The 25,568-nt window shown below is 73.5% G+C and carries 20 protein-coding genes and 1 pseudogene; 8 read left to right on the forward strand and 13 right to left on the reverse strand.

Going from position 1 to position 25,568, the window contains the following annotated elements:
* Positions 1–7 precede the first annotated feature (7 nt).
* The 4 genes from ACY34K_RS23410 to ACY34K_RS23425 form a co-directional block, all read right to left on the reverse strand.
* Positions 8–1,267, reverse strand: coding sequence for a hypothetical protein (locus tag ACY34K_RS23410; RefSeq protein ID WP_462750242.1), 1,260 nt, complete (start codon positions 1,265–1,267; stop codon positions 8–10).
* Positions 1,264–2,160, reverse strand: coding sequence for a PP2C family serine/threonine-protein phosphatase (locus ACY34K_RS23415; protein ID WP_462750244.1), 897 nt, complete (start codon positions 2,158–2,160; stop codon positions 1,264–1,266). The genes ACY34K_RS23410 and ACY34K_RS23415 overlap by 4 nt, the downstream gene beginning before the upstream one ends.
* Before the next feature lie 95 nt (positions 2,161–2,255).
* Complete coding sequence (locus tag ACY34K_RS23420; protein WP_462750245.1) at positions 2,256–3,038, reverse strand: vWA domain-containing protein; 783 nt, start codon at positions 3,036–3,038, stop codon at positions 2,256–2,258.
* 110 nt (positions 3,039–3,148) lie between these two features.
* Positions 3,149–4,207 (reverse strand): hypothetical protein, encoded by a 1,059-nt coding sequence (locus ACY34K_RS23425; RefSeq protein WP_462750247.1) that lies wholly within the window; start codon positions 4,205–4,207, stop codon positions 3,149–3,151.
* Between the two features lie 386 nt (positions 4,208–4,593).
* Here ACY34K_RS23425 and ACY34K_RS23430 point away from each other — a divergent pair, with 386 nt between their 5' ends.
* From ACY34K_RS23430 to ACY34K_RS23455, 6 genes are all read left to right on the forward strand, one after another.
* Complete coding sequence (locus ACY34K_RS23430; protein ID WP_462750249.1) at positions 4,594–8,256, forward strand: CHAT domain-containing protein; 3,663 nt, start codon at positions 4,594–4,596, stop codon at positions 8,254–8,256.
* A 1-nt stretch (position 8,257) separates the two neighbouring features.
* On the forward strand, positions 8,258–10,171 hold the full coding sequence (locus tag ACY34K_RS23435; protein WP_462750251.1) for a caspase family protein: 1,914 nt from the start codon (positions 8,258–8,260) through the stop codon (positions 10,169–10,171).
* Between the two features lie 246 nt (positions 10,172–10,417).
* Complete coding sequence (locus ACY34K_RS23440) at positions 10,418–11,146, forward strand: Crp/Fnr family transcriptional regulator (RefSeq protein ID WP_462750253.1); 729 nt, start codon at positions 10,418–10,420, stop codon at positions 11,144–11,146.
* A 140-nt stretch (positions 11,147–11,286) separates the two neighbouring features.
* A complete protein-coding gene (locus ACY34K_RS23445; protein WP_462750255.1) occupies positions 11,287–12,672 on the forward strand; it encodes a hypothetical protein in 1,386 nt (461 codons plus the stop codon).
* Between the two features lie 49 nt (positions 12,673–12,721).
* Positions 12,722–14,197: an AlkA N-terminal domain-containing protein gene (locus ACY34K_RS23450; protein ID WP_462750257.1), complete on the forward strand. Its 1,476-nt coding sequence runs from the start codon at positions 12,722–12,724 to the stop codon at positions 14,195–14,197.
* 8 nt (positions 14,198–14,205) lie between these two features.
* Positions 14,206–14,715: a methylated-DNA--[protein]-cysteine S-methyltransferase gene (locus ACY34K_RS23455; RefSeq protein WP_462750259.1), complete on the forward strand. Its 510-nt coding sequence runs from the start codon at positions 14,206–14,208 to the stop codon at positions 14,713–14,715.
* A 173-nt stretch (positions 14,716–14,888) separates the two neighbouring features.
* Here the strand turns inward: ACY34K_RS23455 and ACY34K_RS23460 are convergent, their stop codons facing one another.
* Both ACY34K_RS23460 and ACY34K_RS23465 read right to left on the reverse strand, forming a co-directional pair.
* Positions 14,889–15,635, reverse strand: a complete 747-nt coding sequence (locus ACY34K_RS23460) for an SIR2 family NAD-dependent protein deacylase (protein WP_462750261.1) — start codon at positions 15,633–15,635, stop codon at positions 14,889–14,891.
* 147 nt (positions 15,636–15,782) lie between these two features.
* On the reverse strand, positions 15,783–16,865 hold the full coding sequence (locus ACY34K_RS23465; protein ID WP_462750263.1) for an ADP-ribosylglycohydrolase family protein: 1,083 nt from the start codon (positions 16,863–16,865) through the stop codon (positions 15,783–15,785).
* Positions 16,866–16,964: 99 nt separating this feature from the next.
* Between ACY34K_RS23465 and ACY34K_RS23470 the strand changes: the two genes are divergently transcribed.
* Positions 16,965–18,119: a glycerate kinase gene (locus tag ACY34K_RS23470; protein ID WP_462750265.1), complete on the forward strand. Its 1,155-nt coding sequence runs from the start codon at positions 16,965–16,967 to the stop codon at positions 18,117–18,119.
* A gap of 29 nt (positions 18,120–18,148) precedes the next feature.
* On the opposite strand, the pseudogene ACY34K_RS23475 reads toward ACY34K_RS23470, so the two are convergent.
* A pseudogene (locus ACY34K_RS23475) lies at positions 18,149–18,433 on the reverse strand (SMI1/KNR4 family protein); the annotation flags it as partial.
* 92 nt (positions 18,434–18,525) lie between these two features.
* On the opposite strand from ACY34K_RS23475, the gene ACY34K_RS23480 reads away from it, so the two are divergent.
* Complete coding sequence (locus ACY34K_RS23480; protein ID WP_462750267.1) at positions 18,526–19,092, forward strand: GNAT family N-acetyltransferase; 567 nt, start codon at positions 18,526–18,528, stop codon at positions 19,090–19,092.
* Between the two features lie 55 nt (positions 19,093–19,147).
* Here ACY34K_RS23480 and pssA read toward each other — a convergent pair whose 3' ends face one another.
* The 6 genes from pssA to ACY34K_RS23510 all read right to left on the reverse strand — a co-directional run bounded on the left by pssA (position 19,148) and on the right by ACY34K_RS23510 (position 25,550).
* On the reverse strand, positions 19,148–20,017 hold the full coding sequence (pssA, locus tag ACY34K_RS23485; RefSeq protein ID WP_462750293.1) for a CDP-diacylglycerol--serine O-phosphatidyltransferase: 870 nt from the start codon (positions 20,015–20,017) through the stop codon (positions 19,148–19,150).
* Positions 20,010–20,666 carry a phosphatidylserine decarboxylase gene (locus ACY34K_RS23490; RefSeq protein WP_462750269.1) on the reverse strand — a complete coding sequence of 219 codons (657 nt, stop codon included), beginning with the start codon at positions 20,664–20,666 and terminating at the stop codon, positions 20,010–20,012. Before ACY34K_RS23490 ends, pssA begins: the two co-directional genes overlap by 8 nt.
* 168 nt (positions 20,667–20,834) lie before the next feature.
* Positions 20,835–22,049: an acyl-CoA dehydrogenase family protein gene (locus ACY34K_RS23495; RefSeq protein ID WP_462750271.1), complete on the reverse strand. Its 1,215-nt coding sequence runs from the start codon at positions 22,047–22,049 to the stop codon at positions 20,835–20,837.
* A gap of 2 nt (positions 22,050–22,051) precedes the next feature.
* Complete coding sequence (locus tag ACY34K_RS23500) at positions 22,052–22,576, reverse strand: MaoC family dehydratase (protein ID WP_462750273.1); 525 nt, start codon at positions 22,574–22,576, stop codon at positions 22,052–22,054.
* A gap of 5 nt (positions 22,577–22,581) precedes the next feature.
* A complete protein-coding gene (locus tag ACY34K_RS23505) occupies positions 22,582–23,541 on the reverse strand; it encodes an HpcH/HpaI aldolase/citrate lyase family protein (RefSeq protein WP_462750275.1) in 960 nt (319 codons plus the stop codon).
* Positions 23,538–25,550, reverse strand: coding sequence for a protein meaA (locus ACY34K_RS23510; RefSeq protein WP_462750277.1), 2,013 nt, complete (start codon positions 25,548–25,550; stop codon positions 23,538–23,540). Before ACY34K_RS23510 ends, ACY34K_RS23505 begins: the two co-directional genes overlap by 4 nt.
* Positions 25,551–25,568: the final 18 nt, after the last annotated feature.

The following is a 25,568-nucleotide window of genomic DNA, read 5'->3' on the forward strand; positions in this document are numbered from 1 at the left end:
GCCGTCATCACTCCGAGAAGAACAGGTTGTTCAGGATCAGGTACACCACCGCGATCGCCGCCCAGACCAGACAGGTCTGCAGCCAGTCCGGCAGGGTGAAGTCGGGTGTTTCCGTCGCGTTCGGGGCCTGTGGCGGCGGGGGCGGGGGAGTGGCACGCTCCGGGGTGGCGCCGGCGGTGGGCGGTGAGCCCGGAGGCACCTCGGCCCGCCCCGTCCCCGTCGTCCGCTCCGGCGGTGTGTTGAAGGCGTCGTGCCCGGTCGCCTCCGCCCGGTCGCACCACGGGCAGCTCGTCAGATGGGCCGCGTGGGCGTGCCTCGGCCGGCGCGGGCAGACCGTGATCGCACCCTCCGACCGTGCCTGCTCCAGGGCCGTGAGCCACTGCCGTGACGTCGGGCGCCGCGCCGTGTCGGAGAGCCCGGGCCCGAACGCCTGCCGGGCCAGCGCCAGCACGGCCGGGGGCAGCACCGTGGGATCGAGCACCCCGCGGGGGACGAACACCGATTCCGGTCGTACGACGAAGGAGCAGCCGGCCGTGATGTTGTCCGAGATCTGTACGTCGTCCTCGCTGTCCCGCGGCACGCCGCCGAACGGGTGGTACCCGGCCGTCAGCAGCTGGTAGACGAGGACCGCCAGCGCGAAGTCGTCGCTCGGCACGGTCCCCGGCGCGCCGCGCAGCCGTTCCGGCGCCGCGTAGTCGGGCGTGTGCAGGGTGGCGGCGAAGGGTTCACGGGTCTCCGGGTCCGTGAAGCCGATCGAGTCGCAGTCGAGGAACGTCGCGAAACCCCGCTGGTCGACGACGACGTTCTTCGCCGAGAAGTCGCCGATCACCAGGCCCTCGTGGTGCAGCCGGGCCGTCATGAACGCCAGGTTCCAGCAGATCCCCAGCAGGAACCGCCAGTCGGCCTCGGCCGGGAACCTGAGCAGCCGCTGCTCGCGGCTGAACAGCGCCATGAGCTGGATGTGCTCGGGCCCCGCGAAGCGGCCCATGGCGTAGCCGAGGAAACGGCCGTCCGTGGCGCGCACCATCCCCACCGGCCAGGCCAGCTCCGGGGGCTGGCCCCCGTCCGTGGGGCGCCCGGCCAGCGGGTTGAGCTCCAGCATCCGCCGCAGCCGGTGCTCACGCGCCGCGTCCGGCTGGTGGTAGACCTTCACCACCAGGTCGCCGGCGCCCTCCACCGGGTGGACCGCCGCCTCCAGGCCCGAGCCCAGCGGCGGGTCCAGAAGCACCACCGGCCGTCCGTCGAGAAGTACCTTCCGTCCCGTCACGCCGGCCCCCGTCCGTCCGCGGCGCCCGCCGTACGGACCGCCCGCACCAGCGTCTTGTCGTCGGCGTTGAGAGCGGTGAGCCGGTCCGACAGCAGCAGTGCCTCCAGCTCACGGGCGTCCGCCCGTGGGTCGGGGCCGGGCCGGTCCAGCGAGCGCAGCAGCGAGGCGGCGAACGAGCGGTTGGCGAGGGCCGCCGGTCCCCGCCCCCGGGACAGCGCGGCCTGCGTCAGGCCGTCGGTGGAGAGCATGACGCCGTCGACGCCGGGGTCCCGCACGCAGTCGACGCGCACCCTCAGCGGGGCGTCCGCCGAGCTGAGGAAGGTGGTCTCATTGCCGTACTCGCTCGTCGCGTCGGGCTGCGGCAGCAGATGGAACTGCGGTTGCCCCTCCACCCGTCCGGCCCGCAGCACCACGAAACCGTCCCCGAGGGAGATGTGCCCCAGCCAGCCGGGGCCCAGCACCACCACGGTGAGGGTGGTGGCGAAGTCCGCCGGGCCGCCCCGGCCGCCGCCGGCCCGTACGCCGCCGGGGGCGCCGCTGCCCGGCGCACCGGGTCCGGCGAGCGCACCGGGTGCGCCGGCGTTCTCGCCGGACAGCGCCCAGGTGTCGTCGACGAACGCGTCCAGCACCTCCAGGAAGGCGTCGCGCAGCCGCGTACGGAGGTCCTCGGCGTCCCGGGGCGCGCCCTCCCGCTCGTCGAGGCGCGCCCCGAACACCGACGTGGCCAGCCGGACGGCCAGCCGCGCGCCCTCCCGCGACCTCGGTCTGCTGCCCGCACCGTCCGCCACCGCCAGGACCGTGGTCCCGCCGTGGGGCGGCCCACTGTGCGACTGCCCCCACGCGTCCTGGCACGGCACACCCTGCTGGGCGTGCCGATAGCCCTGCACGCTCATCCCGTGCACCCGCCAGACGCCTCCCGGGACCCGTCCGGTCCCCGTCGTCTCCGCCACCCCGATCGTCCCCACCCCTCGAACCCGCCGGCCGCCGCTCAGGAGTCCCAGGCGGAGCGCTGTGTCTTGAACCGGTTGAACAACTGCTCGAAGGTCTCCTCCTCCGCGCCCCGCTGTTCGGCGCTCGCGCTCGCCGACATCGTCTGCAGCAGGTCGCGGAACGGAAAGCCCTCCAACGTGGCGTGGTACTTGGGCGCCAGTTCCCGCAGCACCTGCCGGCCGCGCTCACTGATCCCGCCGATGCCGAAGGCGTAGAACCGGAAGCGCTTGGCGGCCTGTTCCGCGGCGAGTGCCGGGACGAGCCGGCGCCACGCGTCCGTGGCGATGCCCCGGCTGTCGGTCGGCAGCCCGTCGGTCACCAGGCAGATCTGCGGCCGGTAGTACTGCAGCCCGGAGCGGCGCAGCTCCGTCTTGCGTTCCGTCACCAGGCGCATCCCGGTCTCCACGGCCTCCGTGAGCAGCGTGACGCCGGATGCGGACAGCTGCGGCGGACGGAACTGGTGGGCGGACACGAAGGGGCTCGCGGTGGCTTGCGCGTCGAGGAGGTGCGGGCCCTGCCAGACCCCGATGCCGGCGCCGCCGAAGGTCACCACGGCGATCTCGACACTGGAGCTGAGCCCCACGTCCTCCTGGATCTCGTGCCCCCAGAGGGTGAGGGCCTCGTTGAGCAGCCGGATCGGTTCGCCCGACATGGAGCTGGAGATGTCCAGGCAGAGCAGCAGCGGAAGACGCTGTGCGTTGTTGCCGAGTTCGATGTCCGCGTAGGCGGCGGGCAGGTCCTGGGGCGGCGTGGCGGGCCGGCCCGGAAGCGTTGGGTTCATGGGACGGGATCCCCTTGTTCTCGTATCCGTGGACGTGCTGTTGCCGCCGCCGGTGGTCCGGCGGCCGGTGTTCCGGCGCCCGCGCCGCGGGGCCGTGGTCCGTGCTGCGGTCAGTGCCGTGAGTCTCCGGGCGCGTACGCCAGGAGGAGCCCGGCCGGTCCGTCGGCGACGTCGACGGGGGCGTCGGGACCGGGCGGTTCCAGGTACGGCTCGGCCCAGCTCGCGCGGCACAGCCAGCCGTCCAGCTCCACATAGCCCTGGGGGTGCAGGCCGGTGCGTACGGTGGCCGGGCGGACGGGCCCGTCCGGCACCGCGCGCGGACCGGCGGGCCGGGGCCGCGGTTGCTCCGCCGGCCGGGACGGGCGGGGCGGACGCCGCGGAAGCACCGGCGGCGCGGCGCCGTTCCGGGCGTCCCACGGGTCGGGTACGGGGCCGTCGCCGGGCGCGGGCCGGGCGGACCGGCCGGCCCCGGCGACGGGCACGGGCCGGTACCTGGTCCTGAACACCGCGTGGACGATCAGCGCGGTACCGGCGACGAGCAGCATCACGAGCAGCGCCTTGACCGCCCCCAGGCCCGCCCCGCCCGCGCCCTCTCCGGACGGGAGCCGCAGCCGGCGCGGCTCGGCCCCCGCGGGGCCGGGCGTGCCCTGGAGCGCCGCACGCTCGTCGACGGCCATGCGCGGATCGGCCTCGGGCCGGCCGGGCCGGCTCATCCGGACCCGCTGTCCGTCGGGTCGCGCGAGGAGCGTGCACAGGCGGGCCCTGGCCTGCGCGCAGAGCTCCTGCTCCCGGGCGTGTCGCACGATGTCGCCGGGGAGTGCGCTGACCCCGGCGTCCGGGGGCACGACGGCCCGGTCCGCGAGCAGGAGGAGCACCGCCCCGCCCCGTCCGCTCTCGGTACCCTTCTGCACGACCACCAGACGGACGTTCCGGTGCTTCTTGGCGTCGACGACGCGTCGCATGCCCTCCGGCACGTTTCCGTCACCCAGGTCGAGCGGCTCGGCGACCGTCACGACGAGCGTTCCGCCGGCCCCGGCCGCGTCGATCTCCCTCGCCGTGCGGTCCAGCCATCCGGCGGCGCCGTCGTCCGCCGAGCACCCCACCAGGGCGGCCGTCAGGAAAAGCACCGCCGTCAGCGCCCTCAGGGCACGCCCGACCGCCCCTGCCATGTGTCCCCCCGAATGATCCCCCGGTGCCGCCCGGGGCCGGTTTCCGGCCCCGTGTGCCGACCGGAACAGAGTGGCAGGGCAATGTCGGCCATCGGTGTGGTTGTCGGACAACTGGGAGCGACGCGCGGGAGCGCGGAGCCTTTCGACGGCGCGCGGTAAGGCCGCCGCGCGCCGGAGCGCCGCCGTGCGGCGCGTCCCGGCCAGAGCCCTCCCGACGTGCCGCGACAGCAGCTCCATGACACTCGCCCCCCAATTCGCGCACACCTGCGGACCGGCTCTGCAACATGCCATCGGGCCACGGCCGACAATCCGTCGTATTGCGGAATCGGCCACGGGAGTGGTGCGGTATCACAGTCCCGGCTCGTACGCGGGGACAGGGGGAAGACATGGCCGAGACCGAGGGCCGGGGCACGGCCGGGGAGACCGGCGAGGCCCACGAGCGGCTCGTCGCACTGCTGCTGACGGAGCAGCGGGGAACCGCCCCGGCGACGTACCTCTCCGGCGCACCGGCCGCCGCCCGGGACCCCGTGTGGGGCGGATGGCTCGCGCCGGCGGCGGCGCTCGCCGCGGGCGAGCCCAAACGGGCCCTGGCCCTGCTGGCGCACACCACGAGCACGGCGCACGCCCCGCCCGGCCACGCGCAGTTGGCGCGGGCGCTGCGGGCCGCCGCCGTCGCCATGGAGCACACCTGGCACCCGGGCGCCGCACCCGTCACCGTCCCCGAGGAGGCGGTCCGCGCGGTGGCCGGCGCCGGCTCCGGGACGGAGGCCGCCGTCGCGTCGGTCACGCACCCGCCGACCCGGCTCTGCGCACACCTGGCCGGCCGCGTCGGTGTCGTCCTGCTCTCCGCCCGTACGGCACTCGGACACGCCACCGCCTCGCTCGACGCCCGGGCCCGCACCCTCCGGTACGGGACACGGGCCCCGTGGACCGCCCGTGAACTCGCCGACGACGTACTGCCGCCGCTGGAGTGGTTCGACGCGCTGTACGAGCGGCTCATGGACCTCGGGCACGCCGACGCCCTCGCGTACCACCTGCTGCTCGCGGCCGATCTGCGCGTCCGGGCCGGGGACCGGGCGGCGGCGCACCCCCTGCTGAGGCACGCGGAGCGGTACGCCACCGGCAACCCCGCCGCCGAGGGCTTCGCCGCGCTCCTCGCCGGCGACTGGGACCTCGGCGCGCCGGGAGCGGCGGAACGCCGCGCCGTCGCACCGCAACCGCCGGACGGGGGCCCGCCGGACGCGAACGCGCAGGCGCTGTCCGCGGCCGCCCGCCACTACCGGCGAGCGGCGCGCTCGTACCGCGCGGCGGACTCCGCACGCGGCCTGGCGGCGGTGCTGCTCCGCCTCGCGCACACCCACCGGGCGGCCGGCCGGCCCACCGCATGCCGGGAACTCCTCGACCAGGCCCTCGCCCTGGCGGTCACCGCCGGGGACGGCGCCTGCGCCGCGCTCCTCCGCGTCCACCGGGGGCTCGACGCCATCGACACGGAGGAGGCGGGGGACGCCGAGTCCGAGGCCGCCGACCAGGTGATGGACTGGGCCGCGACGCACGGCAGTGACTCCTGGCTCCGCGGCCTGCGCCACATCGCCGACGACCACGCGCGGCGGTGGAGCGCCGAGGGCGAGACCGTCAAGAGCAAGCGGGCCGGGTTGCTGGCGCACCGGCTCACCGCCCCGCCCGCGGGCACCCGCGCACGTCCGCCGGCCGGGGCCGCGGCCGGCACCTACCGGCGGGCCGGCCACCGCCTCGCCGCGTTCGTGCTCACCGGCATGGAGCAGCAGGAACACCTGGACCGCGTCCGGCGGCGGACCGACCGGGGCGAGCCCCCGGAGCGGGCCGCGTGCCTCACGGCCATCCACTGCGCCAAGGTCCTCCACGCCGAGGCGTCCGCGCTGCGCGACCCGGATCTGATCGCCGCGGCCCGCTCCTCGACCACGCTGGCCCTCGACGTCGCGGAGACCCTCCTGACCACCGCCGATCCAGCTGTCACGGAGGCGGTCCGGGCCGTGCTCGGCCTGCTGGAGTCCGACCTGCTCACCTCCCGGGCCCAGGAGACCTGGTTCCGCTCCCGGCAAGCCCGCGCGGCCGGTCTCGACGCGGAGGCCGACCTCCACGCCCGCCGCACCCTGCGGGAGTCCGAGCGCGTCACGGACCCGCTGTTCGCGGGACTCGTACGCTGCTCGGCCCACCTGGACCTGCGCGACACCGAAGCGGCCGCCGCCGAAGCGGCCGCGATCGAGGAACACCTCACCGCGATCCAGGCGGCCGCCCTGTGGCTGAACCTGGGCGAGCCCGACCGGGCCGCACCCCATCTGCGGCGGATCGGCGCGGACGGCGGGCCCCGACCCTCCCACCCGTGGGAACTGCCCGCCCTCCAGGCGGATCTCGCCCTGGCCCGCGGCGCCTACGACACGGCGGCCGCTCACGCCCTGCGGGGACTCGCCGCCCACGAGGAGCGCCGTGTCAGGCTGGCGCGCGACGCGCTGCGCGCCTCGTCCGCCGACGACCCGGTGGTGGCCGGCCTCCACCACGCCGCGGTGCTCTCACTGCTGCTGCGCGGTGGTCCCGACGCGGCCGCCGCGTCCTTCGACCGGGCCGAGCGCACCCGGTCCGGCTTCCTCGACGCCGTCCGCGCCCTGGACGCCGCGGGCGCCGACCCCGCGGCACGCGCCGCCGTCGCCGAGTGGCTGGCCGCCGGAGTCCGCTGGTCCGCCCGGTTCGAGAGCGAGGCCGCGGCCGTCCGCCGCGGTACCGTCACCGCCCCCGCGCAGGACCGCAGGGCCCGCGTCGACGCGGCGGAAGCGGCCCTGCACACGGCCGAGTCGGAGGTGCGCAGGCTCGTTCCCGCCGCGCTCACCGCGTCGCACACCGAGCCGCCGGCCGCCGCCGCCGTGGCCGCCGCCCTGCCACCGGGCGCCCTCCTGCTCACCCACCACCTCCACGGCGACGACCTCGTCGGCTGGGCCATGACCCGCGAGACGCTGCTCTCCCGCCACCACCGCCGGTGGGCCCACGGCACCGTCGCGACCGCCCGCCGCTTCCACTCCTGGTGCGCCGGGAAGGACGGCGGCGGCCACGGCGAGGCCGACGGCCGGGAGCTGGCCGACCTGCTGCTGGCGCCGTTCCGCGCGCTGCTCCACGACCACCGGCGGGTCGTCGTGGTTCCGCCGGCCGGACTCGCGCTCCTGCCGTTCCACGCGCTGCCCTGGGACGGCGACGTCCTCGGCGCCACCCACGAGGTCTCGTACCTCCCCGCCGCCTCCCTCCTCACCCGGCTGCGCGGTCTGCCACCGGAGCGGCCCTGGACCGAACTGGACGCGACCCTGGTGGGAGACCCCGCCATCGCTCCCCGCCACCGGCTCGCGGCCCTGCCCGGCACCGCGGCCGAAACCGCGGAGATCGCCCGGCTGCTGCCCAGGCACCGGCTGCTGACCGGGCCGGCCGCGACCCGGGAGGCGGTCCTGCGGGCGGCGCGCGGCGGCGGCCTGCTCCACCTCGCCACGCATGGTTCCGTCGACGACCTCGCGCCCCACCGCGCCCGGCTCCGGCTCGCCGGGGACGACCACTTCGGCCTCGCCGACCTGCTCTCCGTCGCCCACGCCCCGCAACTGCTCACCCTGTCCGCCTGTGACACCGGACGCGGCACCGCCACGGCGGGCGGCGACGTCCTCGGGCTGACCCGGGCGGCGCTGATCACCGGGGCGCGGCACGCCGTGGTCTCCCTCTGGCCCGTCCGCGACAGCACCGGTTGCCTGGTCGTCACCCGCACCTACCGCCGTCTCGCGGCCGACCCGACGGTCTCCGCCGGCGCGGCGCTGGCCCGGGCCCAGCGGGAGGTGCGCGAACTGTCGGCCGCCGAACGGGACGAGGAGTTCGAGGAGCTCACCGGCCGCGCCGGCACCCGTGGTCCGGCCGCGTCCCGGCACGGCCGCCGGCCGGGGCCGCGGGCCCGATCGGCGACCAGGGACAGCGAACCGCTGCACTCCGCGGAGGCAGACGACCGGCACCCTTACCACTGGGCGCCCTTCATCCATGTGGGGGTATGACATGACGCTGCGCGCGGTACTGATCGGCGCCCAGACCTTCGGCCTGACCGGCGTGCACACCGATGTCGGGGTCATGCACGACGTACTGGCCAGGCACGGCTTCACCGACATCCGCACCCTCGTCGAGGAGGACGCCTCCTACGCGGGCATCACCGGGGCCCTGCGACGGCTGTGCCGCGACACCCGGCCCGGGGACGGAGTCGTCGTCTACTTCTCCGGACACGGCTCGCTGCGGGGAGACCTGCAGTACCTGGTGCCCTACGACATGGAACAGAGCACCCCGGCCGACTTCCGCGGCTACCTGGCCGCCGAACTGACCGCCGTGGCCCGGGTCCTCACCCGCGTCACCCCCAACCTCACCTGCGTGCTCGACTGCTGCCACTCGGGCGGAGCGGTGCGGGACACCGCCCGCGCCCCCGGCCGGTGGCGGCTCAAGTCGGTCTCCCCGGGCGAGGTCGCGCACGACGCCGGGTTCGCCCGGGCCGCCGCCCTCGCCCGCCACGACGCCCCGCTGGTCCCGCACGTCGTCCGGCTGGCGGCGTGCCAGCAGCACGGTTCGGCGTTCGAGGCCGAACTCCACCCCGGCACCGGCCGCCAGGGCGTCTTCACCGCCGCGCTGGCCGCCGTGCTCGACTCGCCGGCGGCGCGGCAGGTCCCCTGGTCGGTCCTCATCGCCCGGGTGCGCGACCGCGTCAAGCAGCAGCAGGTGCTGCAACGGCCCGACGCCGGCGGGCCCTCCGGCCGGCTGCCGTTCTCGCTGGAGGAGCCCCCGGAGCCGGAACGGCTGCCCCTGGTCCGCAGGGACGGGCGGTTCGTCGTCCCCGGCGGCGCCGTGTTCGGCCTCGGCCGCGACGACACCGTCCGCATGGTGTTCCCCCACGACGACCCCTGGCGGGAGCCGGCCTGCCGGGAACCGGCCGCGGGCGAGGACACGACGGTACGGGCCGCCGTGGCCACCATGGAGGGAGGCGACGCCGTCCTGCTTCCGGCACCGGGCACCGCCGAGCCGGCGGACGAAGCGGGCCTGCCCGCCGGACTGTTCACCGCGGAACCGCCCCCCGGCTCGTACGCGCTGCCGCTGCGCGTCCACGACCGCCGGCGCGTGCGCGTCGACGGCGGTGGCCCCTTCGCCGAGGCGCTGCGCCGGAGCCTCGCCGACTGCCCCCGGCTGGCCGAGACCCACGACGGGCCGGCCTTCGCCACCGTGCTGCTGCGCGGCGGTACCGCCACCGTGCTGAGCGGCGACGACCTGCCCCTCCGGGAGCCGCTGGAGGCGACCCCGCCGCAGATCCCCCGGATCACCGCACTGCTGGACGACCTGGCCCGGGGCGAACGGGTCCGCGCCCTGCGCGACCCCGAGGACGCCGCCCTGCTCACGGCCGGGGCGGAGGTCCGGTTCGAGATCGAGGCCCCTCCCCGCGGTGGCACCTGGCGCCCGCTGGCCCCGCTGGGGGAGCGGCTGCACGAGGGCGACCGCTACCGCGTCACCGTCACCAACCACGCGGACGAGGCGCTGTACTTCTGGGTGCTCGGCGTCGGACTGAGCGGCCGGACGGCCCTGGTGACCAACGACCAGCCCAGCGGCTACCGTGTCGAACCCCACGGCGCGTCCGCCCGCAGCACCCGCACGACACGCCCGGTCACCCTCACATGGCCCCGCGACGTGCCCCGCCTGGGCCCGCGCCCGGAGACCGTGCACCTCCTCCTGGGCGACCGCCCGATGGACCTCGGCCCCCTGGTGTCGGCCGGGCCGAGCCGGACCGCGCACGCCCCCGACCCCGCCCTGCTGCCCCTGCTGCAGGAAGTGGCGGAGGCCTACCGGGACCAGGTCATGGACGGCGCCGACGAGTTCCACTACCGCGTCAGCACCGTGCACGCCGAAACCCTCCCGCACCGCCGGGGGGCCGGGGCGTGAATCCACCGCCGCGAGCGGCCCGGCCACCGGTGGGCGGCGGAAGCGCGGGGACGTGGTCGTCGTAGCCGGCCGCGTCCCCGCCGTCCCCCGTACGGCCAGCATGCGCCCCGGTGCGCTCGCCCTCTCCGCAGCAGTGCGGAATCCTGAACTTCCCGGCGGAACAGGGGAATTCGTTCCCGGCAGGGCATTACGATGCCGTACGTCACGACTGCCGCGAGGCGCCGGTGAGGCCGGGAAGGTTCCGTGATGCCGGAGAAGTACACCCAAGGCCCGGATCCGGGGGACCGCTGGCCGCACGGCACACTCCTGGCGGAGCTCACCGGCTCCGGGGAGGCCGCCAAGGACCTGCTCTCCCTGGGGACGCCCCGGGCGTACGCCCCCGGCGAGATCCTCCTCGCCCAAGGCCGGCAGGAGACGTTCGTCCTGCTGCTGGTGACCGGTGTCACCAAGGTCACGGCCCTCTCGGAGAACGGTGACACCGCCCTGCTGGCCGTCCGGCTCGGCGGCGAACTCGTCGGGGAGTTCGCCGCCTTCGACAACCGGCCGCGGTCCGCCACCGTCACCGCGGCCGGCGCGGTGACCGCCCGCCGCATCGGGCAGCAGGACTTCCTCGGCTGCCTGGACCGGTATCCCGCGGCCGCCCTGGCGGTGAGCAGGATGCTGGTGCGCAAGAACCGCTGGTCGGTACGGCGCCGCGGCGACTTCGGCAGCTGCCCGGTGGCCACCCGGGTGGCCCGGGTCCTCCTCGACCTCGTCGAGGACTACGGCCGGCCCCAGGGCGGCGGAGTCCTCATCGGGCCGCGGCTCACCCAGGCGGAGATCGCCGGCCTGGTCGGTGCCAGGGAACGCCGTGTCCACCACGTCCTCGGCGAACTGGCCGACCGGGGCATCATCCGGATCGGCTACAGCCGGCTGACCGTGCTCGCTCCGGACGGACTGCACGAGGCGGCCCGGCTGACCACGACGGACGACTGACCACTGATCACTGATCACTGATCACTGACCACTGATCACGACGGACGACTGACCACTGACCACGACGGACCGCCGACCACGACGGACCGCTGATCAAGAACGACGACGGACCACGACGGACGGCCGAGGGGGCCCGCACCATGCCACGGGACGACGCACGGGACGACGCACGGGACGGCATGCGGGACGACGTCCTCGCCACCGTCGAGCTCCTCGCCCCCGGCGCCGCGGTGCCCAAGGGCGGACAGCCCGTACGGGACCGGGTCGCGGGGGCCTCCCTGGGCCGGCCGCTGGGCTACACCCTGCCGCCGGCCACCGGCCGCGTGACGGCGGTCGGGCGCACCCCGCGCGAGGTCCTCGTCTGCTTCCCGTTCGACCTGGAGGACCTGCCGGACGGCCGCGCCTACCGGGAGGCGACCCTCACCGTCCAGCTCGACGACGGCCCGCACGCCGTGGCCCTGCACCCCGCGCCCGGCAGCACCGCACCCGACGGGGCGGAGATCGCCGCGTTCGGGCTCGGCAAGGACCGGCTCCAGTGGGTCTTCCGGGCACCGGGGGCGAGCGGTGCGCTGCGCCCCGACGGGCGCTGGGCGCAGGCCGTCGTCCGGCTTCCGGCCACCGTGAGCGGACTGTCCGGCAGGCTGAGCCTGAGCACGGTCACGCTCCAGCCGGTGCTCGGCGGGGCGTTCCGGCGCAGGGAGGCGGAGACACCGCACGAGACGCCGTTCCGGCTCGCGGCCGAGGACCTCTGGCCGGCCGCCGCACCCCTCGCCCCCGACCGGACGGCCCTTCCCGGCGCGGGGGCGCTCGCGGCGTACGCGGAGGCCGGGCCGCCCGCGTACGGCGAGGCGGCGCCCGCGTACGGCGAGGCGGCGCCCGCGTACGACGAGGCCGCCCCACCCGCCACCCACGACGAGGCCGGACCGTCCGCGGACGCGCAACTGCCGCCGGGAGTGCGGCGCCTGTGCCTCGCCGTGGACATCGAGAAGTACAGCGCCCGCGACAACACCGACATGATCCGGCTGCAGCGCGTCCTGCTGCGCACGCTGCGCACGGCCTGCGCGCGGGCCGGCATCGACTGGGAAAGGTGCGGCCGCCAGGCACAGGGCGACGGCTACCTCCTCGTGTTCGAACCCGGCATCGACGAGACCCGGGTCGTGCCCGACCTCCTGGACGGCCTCGCCCGGGCGCTGGCACAGGCCAACGACGGCGCGCCGGAACGGCTGCGCGTCCGGATGCGGGCCGGGCTCCACCAGGGCATCGTCCACGAGGCGGACAGCGGGTACGCCGGCTCCGCGGTGGTCGCCCTGTTCCGGGTCCTCGACTCCGGCCCCGTACGCCGTGCCCTCGCCGATGACCCCTCGGCGCAGCTCGTCGTCGCCTTCTCCGACGGACTCCACCACGATCTCGTCTCCCAGGGCTACGACGGCCTGACCGCCACCGGCTTCCGGCGCACCGAGATCCGCGTCACCGCCAAGGCCTTCACCGCGGTGGCCTGGATCCGAGCCCTGGCAGTCGAAGGCTGATGTCGCTTTTCCGCCAGCGACAGGCCCCGCCGCCCGCGATGCTTGAACCATGCACACCGACACCGAGCGATGCGTTCGGGCGGTCCAATCCAAGGACGCCCGCTTCGACGGCTGGTTCTTCACCGCCGTCGTGACCACCCGGATCTACTGCCGGCCCAGCTGCCCGGTCGTCCCGCCCAAGGTCGAGAACATGGTGTTCTACCCGAGCGCCGCCGCCTGCCAGCAGGCTGGGTTCCGGGCCTGCAAACGGTGCCGCCCCGACACCAGCCCCGGCTCCCCGGAGTGGAACGCCCGCGCCGACGCCGTCGCCCGCGCCATGCGGCTCATCCGCGACGGGGTCGTCGACCGCGAGGGCGTACCCGGTCTCGCCGCCCGGCTCGGCTACTCCACCCGGCAGGTGGAACGCCAGCTGCGGGCCGAGCTCGGCGCCGGCCCGCTCGCCCTGGCGCGTGCCCAGCGTGCCCAGACCGCCCGCCTCCTCGTCGAGACGACCGGGCTCCCGATGGCCGAGGTCGCCTTCGCGGCCGGGTTCTCCTCGATCCGCACGTTCAACGACACCGTCCGCGAGGTGTTCGCGCTGGCGCCCGGTGAACTGCGTGCCCGCGCCGCCCGCGGCGGCTCCACCCCGCCGCCGACCCCCGGCGTCATCTCCCTGCGCCTGCCGTTCCGCGCACCGCTCAACCCCGACAACCTCTTCGGGCACCTGGCCGCCACCGCCGTCCCCGGCGTGGAGGAGTGGCGCGACGGCGCCTACCGCCGCAGCATGACCCTCCCGCACGGTCACGGCATCGTGTCCCTCGCACCCCGGCCCGACCACATCGCCTGCCGGCTCTCCCTCACCGACCCGCGCGACCTCACCCACGCCATCAGCCGCTGCCGCTGGATGCTCGACCTCGACGCCGACCCGGTCGCCGTCGACGACCAGCTCCGCGCCGACCCGCTGCTGGCACCCCTCGTCCGCAGCGCGCCCGGCCGGCGGGTGCCCCGCACCGTCGACGCCGCCGAGTTCGCCGTACGCGCCGTGCTCGGCCAGCAGGTCTCCACGGCCGCGGCCCGCACGCACGCCGGACGCCTCGTCACCGCGCACGGCGTCCCCGTCGACGACCCCGAGGGCGGCCTCACCCACCTCTTCCCGACCCCCGCCGCGCTGGCCGTTCTCGACCCCGAGGATCTCGCCCTGCCGCGCACCCGCCGGACCACCCTCACCACCCTGATCGGCGCCCTCGCCGACGGCTCCCTCCGGCTCGGCCTCGACAGCGACTGGGAGGAGGCCCGCGCCCGCCTCACGGCCCTGCCGGGCTTCGGCCCCTGGACCGTCGAGGTCATCGCGATGCGCGCGCTCGGCGACCCCGACGCGTTCCTCCCGACCGACCTGGGGATACGCCGCGCCGCCGCCGACCTCGGCCTGCCGTCGACCCCCGCCGCGCTGACGGCGCGCGCCGCCTCCTGGCGGCCCTGGCGGGCCTACGCCGTCCAGTACCTCTGGGCGACCGACAGCCACCCCATCAACCACCTCCCGGCCTGAGGAAACCCATGACCACCCGCGCCACCAGGCAGCACACCGTCACCGACAGCCCGTACGGCCCGCTCACCCTCGTCGCCACCGACGGCACCCTCAGCGGGCTCTACATGACGCAGCAGCGCCACCGGCCGCCGGAGGAGACGTTCGGCGACCCGGATCCCCGCCCCTTCGGCGAGGTGATCCGCCAGCTCGACGCCTACCACGCGGGCGAGCTCACCGATTTCGACCTCCCGCTGCACCTGTCCGGCACGCCGTTCCAGCTCAGCGTCTGGGACCAGCTGCGGAAGATCCCGTACGGCGAGACCCGCTCCTACGGCGAACTCGCCGAAGTCCTCGGCAAACCCGGCGCCTCCCGCGCCGTCGGCCTCGCCAACGGCAGGAATCCGATCGGCATCATCGTCCCCTGCCACCGGGTCGTCGGCGCGAGCGGCAGCCTCACCGGATACGGCGGCGGACTCGACCGCAAGCAGCGCCTGCTGGCCTTCGAGAGCGGCGCACCGGCCGACGACGCGCTCTTCTGACGAGCGCGCACGCCCCGGAGTGCTCTTCTGGGCGTGTGACGAGCGCGCATGCCCCGGAGTGCTCTTCTGGGGCGTGTTTCGAAAGTCCCGTCCGGCCGGGGGCGTCTGGCACGCACGCACCAGACGCCCCCGGCCCCGCCCTCCGGGCGACGCCGCTACTTCCGGAACACGCCCTAGCGTGCACGTCCCGAAGCGCTCTGGGGCCGCAGCCGCTTCAGCAGCGCCGGCAGGGCCGTGCCGATGGGCTCGCGGACGACCTCGTCCGCCAGCTCGTCGTACGGCGTCGGCTCGGCGTTGACGATGACGAGCCGCGCGCCGTGCTCGGCCGCGATCCCCGCCAGCGAGGCGGCGGGCTGCACCTGGAGCGTCGAACCGACCGCGATGAACACCTCGGCCGCCTTGGCGATGCCCATCGCCTCACCCAGGACCACCGGGTCGAGCCGCTCGCCGAACATCACCGTCGCCGACTTGAGGATCCCGCCGCACGCCTCGCAGGCGGGGTCCTCCTCACCGGCCTCCACGCGCGCCAGCGCGTCCGCCATCGACGACCGGGCATGACAGCGCGTGCACACCACCGCCCGTGCGGTGCCGTGCAGTTCGAGCACCTTGCGGTCGGGCATCCCGCCCAACTGGTGCAGCCCGTCCACGTTCTGCGTGATCACCCGCACCGCGAACCCGGGGGTGCGCTCCAGCTCGGCGACGGCCCGGTGGGCGGCGTTCGGCTCCGCCCGCAGCGCCGTGGTGTCGCGCCGCATCCGCCACGAACGGCGCCTGATCTCCGGGTCCGCCATGTAGTAGTCGTACGTGACGAGCTTCTCGGCCTCCGGATCACGCCGCCACAGCCCGTTGGGGCCGCGGTAGTCACTGATGCCGGAGTCGGTGGAGATGCCGGCACCGCTGAGGATCGCGACGAGAGTCATGCCGCGAGGTTACGCAGCGAACCACCCCCGCCGCGACGCAATTGCCGCGGCCCCCGCGCCGGCCCGCCGCCAGTGCGTCGACCAGCCCCGCTGGGGCGTGTTTCGGAAGTCCCGTCTGGCCGGGGCCCGCCCTCCGGGCGGACGACGCTACTTCCGCAACGCGCCCCAGCCGGCGTCGACCAGCCGCACCGTGCGCTCCGCCAGCTCACTGATCCGCACCCCGTCGAACCCGAACACCGCGCTGCGCACCCGGTCCTCCAGCGGGTCCGTCCAGTGGCGCGGGATCCCCGAAGCCCCGCACAGCACGCCCGCAACGGAGCCGGCCGTCGCGCCGTTGGAGTCGGTGTCCAGCCCGCCGCGCACCGTCAGGGCGATGGTGCGGGAGAAGTCGCCCCCGCCGTAGAGCAGCCCCGCCGTGATGACGGCGGCGTTCGGCACGGTGTGGATCCAGTGCATCCCGGCCGTCTCCCGCTCCACCTCGCCCAGCGCGTCGGACCACGCCACCCCGGCCTCGTGCAGCGCCACCACATGACGGACGGTGCGGGCCAGACGGCTGCTCGCGGGGATCCGGTCCAGCGCCGCCTCGATCGCCGGCCGCGGTCCGGCCGCGGTGAACGCGGCGGCGATGAGCGCCGCCGCCCACATCGCGCCGTACACGCCGTTGCCCGTGTGTGACAGCACCGCGTCGCGGCGGGCCAGCGCGGCGGCGCGGCGCGGCTCGCCTGGTGACGTCCAGCCGTAGACGTCGGCGCGGATGAGGGCGCCGATCCACTCCTGGTACGGGTTGTCGTAGGTGGCCGTGAGCGGCGGCCCGAGGCCGTTGGCGAGATTCCGGTACGCCGCCCGCTCGGCGGTGAAGGTCTGCGCGTACGGCAGGCACAACAGCCACAGGTCGCCGACCTGCGCCGTCGTGAACTCGAAGCCGTGGGTCTCCAGGAGGTGCAGAACCAGGATCGCGTAGTCGATGTCGTCGTCCCGGCAGCTGCCGTGGATCCGGCCGCGGACACACTCGGGCCACTCGGGCCGCAGCTCGAACCCGTCGGCGCCCGGTGGCGGCTCCGGCAGGTAGTCGGTGAGGGGAAGCGCGCCGACGGCCCGCAGGTAGCGGTCGATCCGCTCCCGCGTCCAGTAGTCGCCCCGCTCGACCGGTTTGCCGAGCATGTTTCCGGCGATACGGCCCGACCAGCCGCCGAGGATCCGGTCCAGGAGCTGCGCACGCTGTAGACCCATACGTCCGGTTTACCGCACATCGGGGGGTGGCACGCCGTATGACGGGCCGGATAGGGTCGGCCTCGGCGCGACTGCCTGTTCGATAGCAAGGGATGCAAGGTGACGGACGGAGCAGTAACTGAGGCCGCGCGCGTGCTCGTCGCGGCCGACAAGTTCAAGGGGTCGCTCACGGCCGTGCAGGTCGCGGAGCGGGTGACGGCCGGGCTGCGGCACGTCCTCCCTGAACTGGAAGTGGAGACCCTGCCCGTCGCGGACGGCGGCGACGGCACGGTGGCGGCCGCGGTGGCGGCCGGGTTCGAGCGGCGAGAGGTACGGGTGACCGGGCCGCTCGGCGAGCCGGTGACCGCGGCGTACGCGCTGCGCGACACCACCGCCGTGGTGGAGATGGCGGAGGCCTCCGGCCTCCAGCTCCTGCCCGAGGGCGTTTTCGCGCCGCTGACGTCCACCACGTACGGTTCCGGCGAGCTGCTGCGCGCCGCCCTCGACGCGGGCGCGCGCACCATCGTGTTCGGTGTGGGCGGCAGCGCCACGACCGACGGCGGCGCGGGCATGCTGGCCGCGCTCGGCGCGCGCTTCCTCGACGCGCGGGGCGAGCCCGTCGGCCCCGGGGGCGGTGGCCTGCGGGACCTTGCGACGGCGGACCTCTCCGGCCTCGACCCGCGCTTCGCGGACGTGGACCTCGTCCTCGCCAGTGACGTCGACAACCCGCTGACCGGCCCGAAGGGCGCGCCGGCGGTGTACGGCCCGCAGAAGGGCGCGTCGCCCGAGGACGTGGCCGAGCTGGACGCGGCCCTGTCCCACTTCGCCGCCGTCCTGTCCGAGTCGATCGGCTCCCGGGCCACCGCCCTCGCCGAGTCCCCGGGCGCGGGCGCGGCCGGCGGCATCGGGTACGGCGCTCTGGTCGGCCTGGGCGCGGGCTTCCGTCCCGGTATCGAGGTCATGCTGGACGTGCTGGGGTTCGCCCCCGCCCTGTCCCGCGCCACCCTGGTCGTCACCGGCGAGGGCTCGCTGGACGAGCAGACCCTGCACGGCAAGGCGCCGGCCGGCGTGGCCGCGGCCGCCCGTGCGGCGGGCGTGGAGGTCGTCGCGGTCTGCGGCCGCCTCGTCCTCCGGCCGGAGGCCCTGGGCCGGGCCGGTATCCGCCGCGCCTACCCCCTGACGGACCTGGAGCCGGACACGGCCACGTGCATCGCCGAGGCCGGTCCGCTGCTGGAGCGGGTCGCCGCGAACATCGCCCGCGACTTCCTTTCCTGACGAGGCCGCCCCCGGCCGTCCGCCGGGGGCAGCACCCTGCGCGGCCGGTCGTCGCCCCAGTCGGCCGGCAGCCCGGCCAGCGGGGTCAGCCCGTGGTCCGGCGGGCCGGCGTCGGACCCGTCGGCGATCTCCGCGACGAACGTCCGGTACGGCTCGGGCAGGACGATGCCGTGTTCCGCCTCGAAGGCGAGCACCGCCGGCCAGCCGAGCGGCGGCGCCGACGAGCCGGTGCCGAAGGCGGCGCGCAGGGCGGCCAGGTCCCCGGGATCCGCCGATCCGGCGGGGCCGGGCGCGGGGGCGCGACGGGTGTTCATGGGTACGAGAGGTATCACGCCGCACCGACGGTCCCGCCCGCCGGGGAGGGGGGCGTCACACGGGTGAAACGGCGCCGTGTGAAGCTCTGATCATGAGCGACGGTCACCGCATCGAGCCCCTCACCGCCGAGCAGATCCACGAGCACGCGGAGAACGGTCTTGCCGCGCTGCTGCGGGACGCCGTGGACGGGGGTGCCTCCGTCGGCTTCCTCGCACCGCTGCGGCACGCGGAGGCGGCCTCCTGGTGGCGCGGAGTGGCCCGGGAGACCGCCGAGGGCACCCGGAGCGTCTGGGCGGCCCACGGGCCCGCCGGCGGGCTCTCGGGCGTGATCACCCTGGTGCGGGCGGGGATGCCGAACCAGCCGCACCGTGCGGAGATCTCCAAACTGCTCGTCCACCGCGACGCCCGCGGGCACGGCCTCGGCTCGCGGCTGCTGGCGACCGCCGAGGCCGCGGCAGCGGCCGAGGGGCGCACCCTGCTCGTGCTGGACACCGAGACCGGCAGCGCGGCGGAGGGGCTCTACCGCAAGGCGGGCTGGACCCCGGCGGGCACGATCCCGGACTACGCCCTCGACCCCGCCGGCACCCCCCACCCCACGACGTACTACTTCAAGCGCCTGCCGGACCCGGTCGGGCCAGGGGGAGAGGCCCGGCCATGACGAAGGGCCCGGGTGCGATTCCCGCACCCGGGCCCTTCCCTGTCCGTTCCCGCCGCTACGGCAGCTGCGCCGCCCGCGCCTCCCGGCTCTCGCGCCGGTTGTCGCGGAAGGTGTTCACCCGCCGGGCCGTCGCGAAGAGGGGGATCACGGCGCCCAGCACGACCTGCAGCGCACAGCCGGTCTGGAGCAGCACCTGACCGCCCGGCGCGTCGAACGCCCACGCCGCGAGCATGCCCATCGCGCCCACGATCCAGCTGAGCATCGCCACCGCGAGGACGCCCCGCGGCTTGGGGTACTCGACCCGGCTCACCATCAGCCACGCCGTCCCGATGATCGCGAGGAGCGTCGGGACGAACGGCAGGCCCAGGAGCACGATCGAGACGACCGTCAGCGCGCCGAAGGGGCTCGGCATGCCCTGGAACATGCCGTCCTTCATGGTCACGCACGAGAATCTGGCCAGCCGTAGCACCACCGCGAGGAGCACCACGACCGCGGCCACCGCCGAGACCTTCTGCTGTGCGCCGTCCGAGACCGCGACCATTCCGTACACGAGCACGAAGTACGCCGGGGCCAGACCGAAGCTGATCAGGTCCGACAGGTTGTCGAGCTCGGCGCCCATCGGGGACGAGCGCAGCTTGCGCGCCACGATGCCGTCGAACAGGTCGAAGATCGCCGCGCACAGCATGAGGATGACGGCGGTGGCGGCGCTGTTGCGCGCCATGCCGGTCTCGGTACTGCCCGTGAGGTGCGGGATGAGGATGCCCGTGGTGGTGAAGTACACCGCCATGAACCCGCACGTGGCGTTACCCAGCGTGAGCGTGTCCGCTATTGAGAGCCGCAGTGAGAGCGGCATCTCCTCCGCTTCCTCGGCGGCGTCCGCCTCGGCGTCGGCGACCCAGTTTGCCTGTGTATCAGGATCAATCACGGTCAATTCGAGTCACCCCCGCGGTCGTGGTCTGTCCGACCTCGACCGCGACGTCGACACCTTCCGGAAGGTAGATGTCAACGCGCGATCCGAAGCGGATCAGACCGATGCGCTCGCCCTGCTCGACCTTGGTCCCCTGCGGGAGGTACGGGACGATGCGCCGTGCGACCGCGCCGGCGATCTGCACCATCTCGATGTCACCGAGCTCGGTGTCGAAGTGCCAGACAACGCGCTCGTTGTTCTCGCTCTCCTTGTTGAACGCCGGCACGAATCCGCCGGGCACGTGCTCCACGGACGTCACCGTGCCCGCGAGCGGGGCGCGGTTGACGTGAACGTTCAGCGGGCTCATGAAGATGGCGACCCGGGTACGCCCGTCCTTCCACGGCATGATGCTCTGCACCACACCGTCGGCGGGCGAGATGACCCTGCCCTGCGCGATCTCGCGCTCGGGGTCGCGGAAGAACCACAGCATGCCCGCCGCGAGAGCGGTGGTGGGCACAGCGATCGCCGCGGCGCGCTTGGAACGGCGCGAGCGGGCAAGGCTGAGTGCGGCGGTGGCGACGGTCGGCAGAAGCCACGGCGATGCTCCGCGAGCGATACGTACGCCAAGGAGGCTGTCGCGACGTGCAGAGGTTTGGCTGTGGGGCATGGATGACCTTCGTAGCGGATGATGCCGCGCTGGACGGGGGACGGCGGCTTTCTGGACGATGCTATCGGTTGCGGGCCGCAACTGGGCAAGCCAGAAGCCGAGTCGGCGGCCGGAAGACGATGACAGGGTGTGATCTTCTTCGCGGCCAAACCGACTCGAAAGCGACAATCAACCCTGGAACCGGTACTCCTCGAGCAACCGACGCCCAATGATCATTTTCTGGATCTCGGCGGTACCTTCGCCGATCAGCAGCATCGGAGCCTCTCGGTAGAGACGCTCGATCTCGTACTCCTTCGAGAACCCGTAGCCACCATGGATACGGAAGGCGTCCTCGACGACCTCTTTGCAGTATTCGGAGGCGAGGTACTTCGCCATCCCTGCTTCCAGGTCGTTTCGTTCCCCGGAGTCCTTTTTGCGAGCTGCGTTGACCATCATGGCATGAGCGGCCTCGACCTTGGTAGCCATCTCGGCCAGCTTGAACTGAATCGCCTGGTGCTGGGCGATCGGCTTGCCGAAAGTGTGACGTTGCTGGGCGTACGAGACACCCAGCTCAAACGCACGCTGGGCGACACCGCAACCACGGGCCGCGACGTTCACGCGACCGACCTCGACGCCGTCCATCATTTGGTAAAACCCTCGGCCGGTGGTCCCGCCGAGCACACGATTGGCCGGAATGCGCAGTCCGTCCATGATGAGCTCGGTGGTGTCGACCCCCTTGTACCCCATCTTGTCGATCTTGCCGGGGATGGTGAGGCCGGGGCGGACCTCTCCGAAGCCGGGCTCCTTCTCGACGAGGAAGGTCGTCATCGACTTGTGGGGCTTGGCGGCCGCTTCCTCGGGAGTGAGTCCTTCGTCACTCCGGACGAGCACCGCGACGAGCGTTGACGTTCCACCGTTCGTCAGCCACATCTTCTGACCGTTCAGGACGTACTCGTCGCCGTCCCTGACCGCCTTGGATGTGATGGCCGACACATCCGAACCGAGGCCCGGCTCCGACATGGAGAACGCGCCGCGCACCTCGCCGGCCGCCATGCGCGGCAGGAAGGTGTCCTTCTGCTCCTGCGTGCCGTGCTGCTTGAGCATGTACGCCACAATGAAGTGGGTGTTGATGATCCCGGACACGGACATCCAGCCGCGGGCGATCTCCTCCACGCACAGCGCGTACGTGAGGAGGGACTCACCCAGGCCCCCGTACTCCTCGGGGATCATCAGACCGAAGACGCCCAGCTCCTTGAGCCCGTCGACGATCGCTTGCGGATACTCGTCGCGGTGCTCCAGCTCGGTCGCGACCGGGATGATCTCCTTGTCGACGAAGTCCCGGACGGTGGACAGGATCTCCTGCTGGACGTCGGTCAGACCGTGGGTCTGGGCGAGTCGCGCCATGACTACTTCTCCGCCTTCTTCGAGGGCTCGTTCAGCTCCGGGCGGCCGGGCTGCTCCCCGCCGCGCTCCTTGATGTACGTCTCGGTGGGGACCATCACCTTGCGGCGGAACACGCACACCAGCGTGCCGTCCTGCTTGTAGCCCTTGGTCTCGACGTAGACGATGCCCCGGTCGCTCTTCGACCTGGACGGCGTCTTGTCGAGCACCGTCGTCTCGCCGTAGATGGTGTCACCGTGGAACGTCGGGGCGACGTGGCGCAGCGACTCGATCTCCAGGTTGGCGATCGCCTTGCCGGAGACGTCCGGCACGGACATCCCCAGCAGCAGGGAGTAGATGTAGTTCCCGACGACGACGTTCTTCCCGAAATCAGTCGTCTTCTCCGCATAGTTGGTGTCCATGTGGAGCGGGTGGTGGTTCATGGTGAGCAGACAGAAGAGGTGGTCGTCGTACTCGGTGACCGTCTTCCCGGGCCAGTGCTTGTAGACCGCCCCGACCTCGAACTCTTCGTAGGTGCGTCCGAACTGCATGGTGATCAGGCCTCCGGGGCTTCGAACTTGGAGGTGCGGGTCATGCCGGCGGCCCGTCCCTTGCCGGAGATGACCAGCGCCATCTTGCGGCTGGCCTCGTCGATCATCTCGTCGCCGAGCATCGCCGAGCCCTTCTTGCCGCCCGCCTCGGACGTGTAGTACTCGTACGCGTCCAGGATCAGCTCGGCGTGGTCGAAGTCCTCCTGCGACGGCGAGAAGATCTCGTTGGACGCCTCGACCTGGCCGGGGTGCAGCACCCACTTGCCGTCGAAGCCGAGGGCCGCGGCGCGCTGGGCGACCGCGCGGTAGCCGTCGATGTTGCGGATCTGCAGGTAGGGGCCGTCGATCGCCTGGAGGTTGTTGGCGCGGGCGGCCATAAGGATCTTCATCAGGATGTAGTGGTAGGCGTCCGCCGGGTAGCCGGGCGGCTGCTCGCCGACGACCAGGGACTTCATGTTGATGGAGGCCATGAAGTCGGCCGGGCCGAAGATGATCGTCTCCACGCGCGGCGACGCCTGGGCGATCGCGTTCACGTTGTTGAGGCCCTGGGCGTTCTCGATCTGCGCCTCGATGCCGATCCTGCCGACCTCGAAGCCCATCGTCTTCTCGATCTGCGTCAGCAGCAGGTCGAGGGCGACCACCTGCTGGGCGTCCTGGACCTTCGGCAGCATGATGCAGTCGAGGTTCTGGCCCGCGCCCTCGACGACCGTGACGACGTCACGGTACGTCCACTCGGTGGTCCAGTCGTTGACGCGCACGACCCTGGTCTTGCCCGTCCAGTCGCCCTCGTTGAGGAACTTCACGATGGTGTGCCGGGCCTCGGGCTTGGCGAGCGGCGCGCAGGCGTCCTCCAGGTCCAGGAAGACCTGGTCGGCCGGCAGCCCCTGGGCCTTCTCCAGGAAGCGCGGGTTGCTGCCCGGCACCGCGAGGCAGGAACGGCGGGGCCGAAGCCGATTGACGGTCATGCGGGAACCTCCAGAGGGTCGAGCTTGTTCGCTTTACGGATCTCGTCGACGATACGGCCGATGATCTCCGTGATACCGAAGTCCTTCGGGGTGAAGACGGCGGCCACACCCGCACGCTTCAGTTCGGCGCCGTCGGCGCTCGGGATGATCCCGCCGACGATGACCGGGATGTCGGAGGCGCCGGCCTCGCGCAGCCTGGCCAGCACGTCCGGGACCAGCTCGGCGTGCGAGCCGGACAGGATGGACAGCCCGACGCAGTGCACGTCCTCCGCCAGCGCGGCGTTGACGATCTGCTCCGGGGTGAGCCGGATGCCCTGGTAGACCACCTCGAAACCGGCGTCACGCGCACGCACCGCGATCTGCTCGGCGCCGTTGGAGTGGCCGTCGAGCCCCGGCTTGCCGACCAGCAGGCGCAGCCTGCCGGACCCCAGCTCCTCGGCCGTGCGGGCGACCTTCTCACGGACCAGGGCGAGCGGCGTGCCCTCCTCCGCGGTCACCGCGACCGGCGCGGAGGACACTCCGGTCGGCGCGCGGAACTCGCCGAAGACGTCCCGCAGCGCCCAGGACCACTCGCCGGTGGTGACACCCGCACGGGCGCACTCCAGGGTGGCCTCGAAGAGGTTCCCGTCGCCCGCGGCCGTCGCCTTGAGGGTGGCGAGGGCCTCCTGGGCACGGGTCTCGTCGCGGTTGTCGCGCCACTCGTGGAGCTTCGCCACGACCCGCGCCTCGTTGGCCGGGTCCACCGTCATGATGGCGGTGTCCAGGTCCGCGGTGAGCGGGTTGGGCTCGGTGCCCTCGAAGCAGTTGACGCCGACGATCTTCTCCTCGCCGGCCTCGATCCTGGCCCGCCGCTCGGCGTGCGAGGAGACCAGCTGCGACTTGAGGTAGCCGGACTCGACGGCAGCCATCGCGCCGCCCATCTCCTGGATCCGGTCGATCTCGGCGAGGCACTCCTCGACGAGGGCGTCCACCTTCGCCTCGATGACGTGCGAGCCCGCGAAGATGTCCTCGTACTCCAGCAGGTCGCTCTCGTGCGCCAGCACCTGCTGGATGCGCAGGCTCCACTGCTGGTCCCAGGGCCGCGGCAGGCCGAGAGCCTCGTTCCAGGCCGGGAGCTGCACGGCACGCGCGCGGGCGTCCTTGGAGAGGGTGACGGCCAGCATCTCCAGAACGATGCGCTGGACGTTGTTCTCCGGCTGGGCCTCGGTGAGGCCCAGCGAGTTGACCTGGACGCCGTAGCGGAATCGGCGGTGCTTGGGGTTCTCGATCCCGTAGCGCTCATGCGTGATCTTGTCCCAGATCCGGCCGAAGGCGCGCATCTTGCACATCTCCTCGATGAAGCGGACGCCCGCGTTCACGAAGAAGGAGATACGGGCGACGACATCGCCCTTGCGCTCCTCGGGGACCTGACCGGAGGCGAACACCGCGTCGAGCACGGCGATCGCCGTCGACATGGCGTACGAGATCTCCTGGACCGGGGTGGCGCCCGCCTCCTGCAGGTGGTAGCTGCAGATGTTGATCGGGTTCCACTTCGGGATGTGGTTCACCGTGTAGGTGATCATGTCGGTGGTCAGCCGCAGGGACGGACCGGGCGGGAAGACGTGCGTCCCGCGCGACAGGTACTCCTTGACGATGTCGTTCTGGGTGGTGCCCTGGAGCTTGGTGATGTCCGCGCCCTGCTCCTCGGCGACCACCTGGTAGAGCGCCAGCAGCCACATGGCGGTGGCGTTGATGGTCATGGACGTGTTCATCTGCTCCAGGGGGATGTCCTGGAACAGCCGCCGCATGTCACCGAGGTGCGAGACCGGGACCCCGACCCGGCCGACCTCGCCGCGGGCGAGGATGTGGTCGGGGTCGTAGCCGGTCTGCGTCGGCAGGTCGAACGCGACGGACAGGCCGGTCTGGCCCTTGGCGAGGTTGCGCCGGTACAGCTCGTTGGACGCCTCGGCCGTGGAGTGACCGGCGTACGTCCGCATGAGCCACGGCCGGTCCTTCTGACGCTCTGTCACGTGACGACCTCAGATGTT

It is taken from the genome of Streptomyces sp. STAM6, from assembly GCF_054963715.1.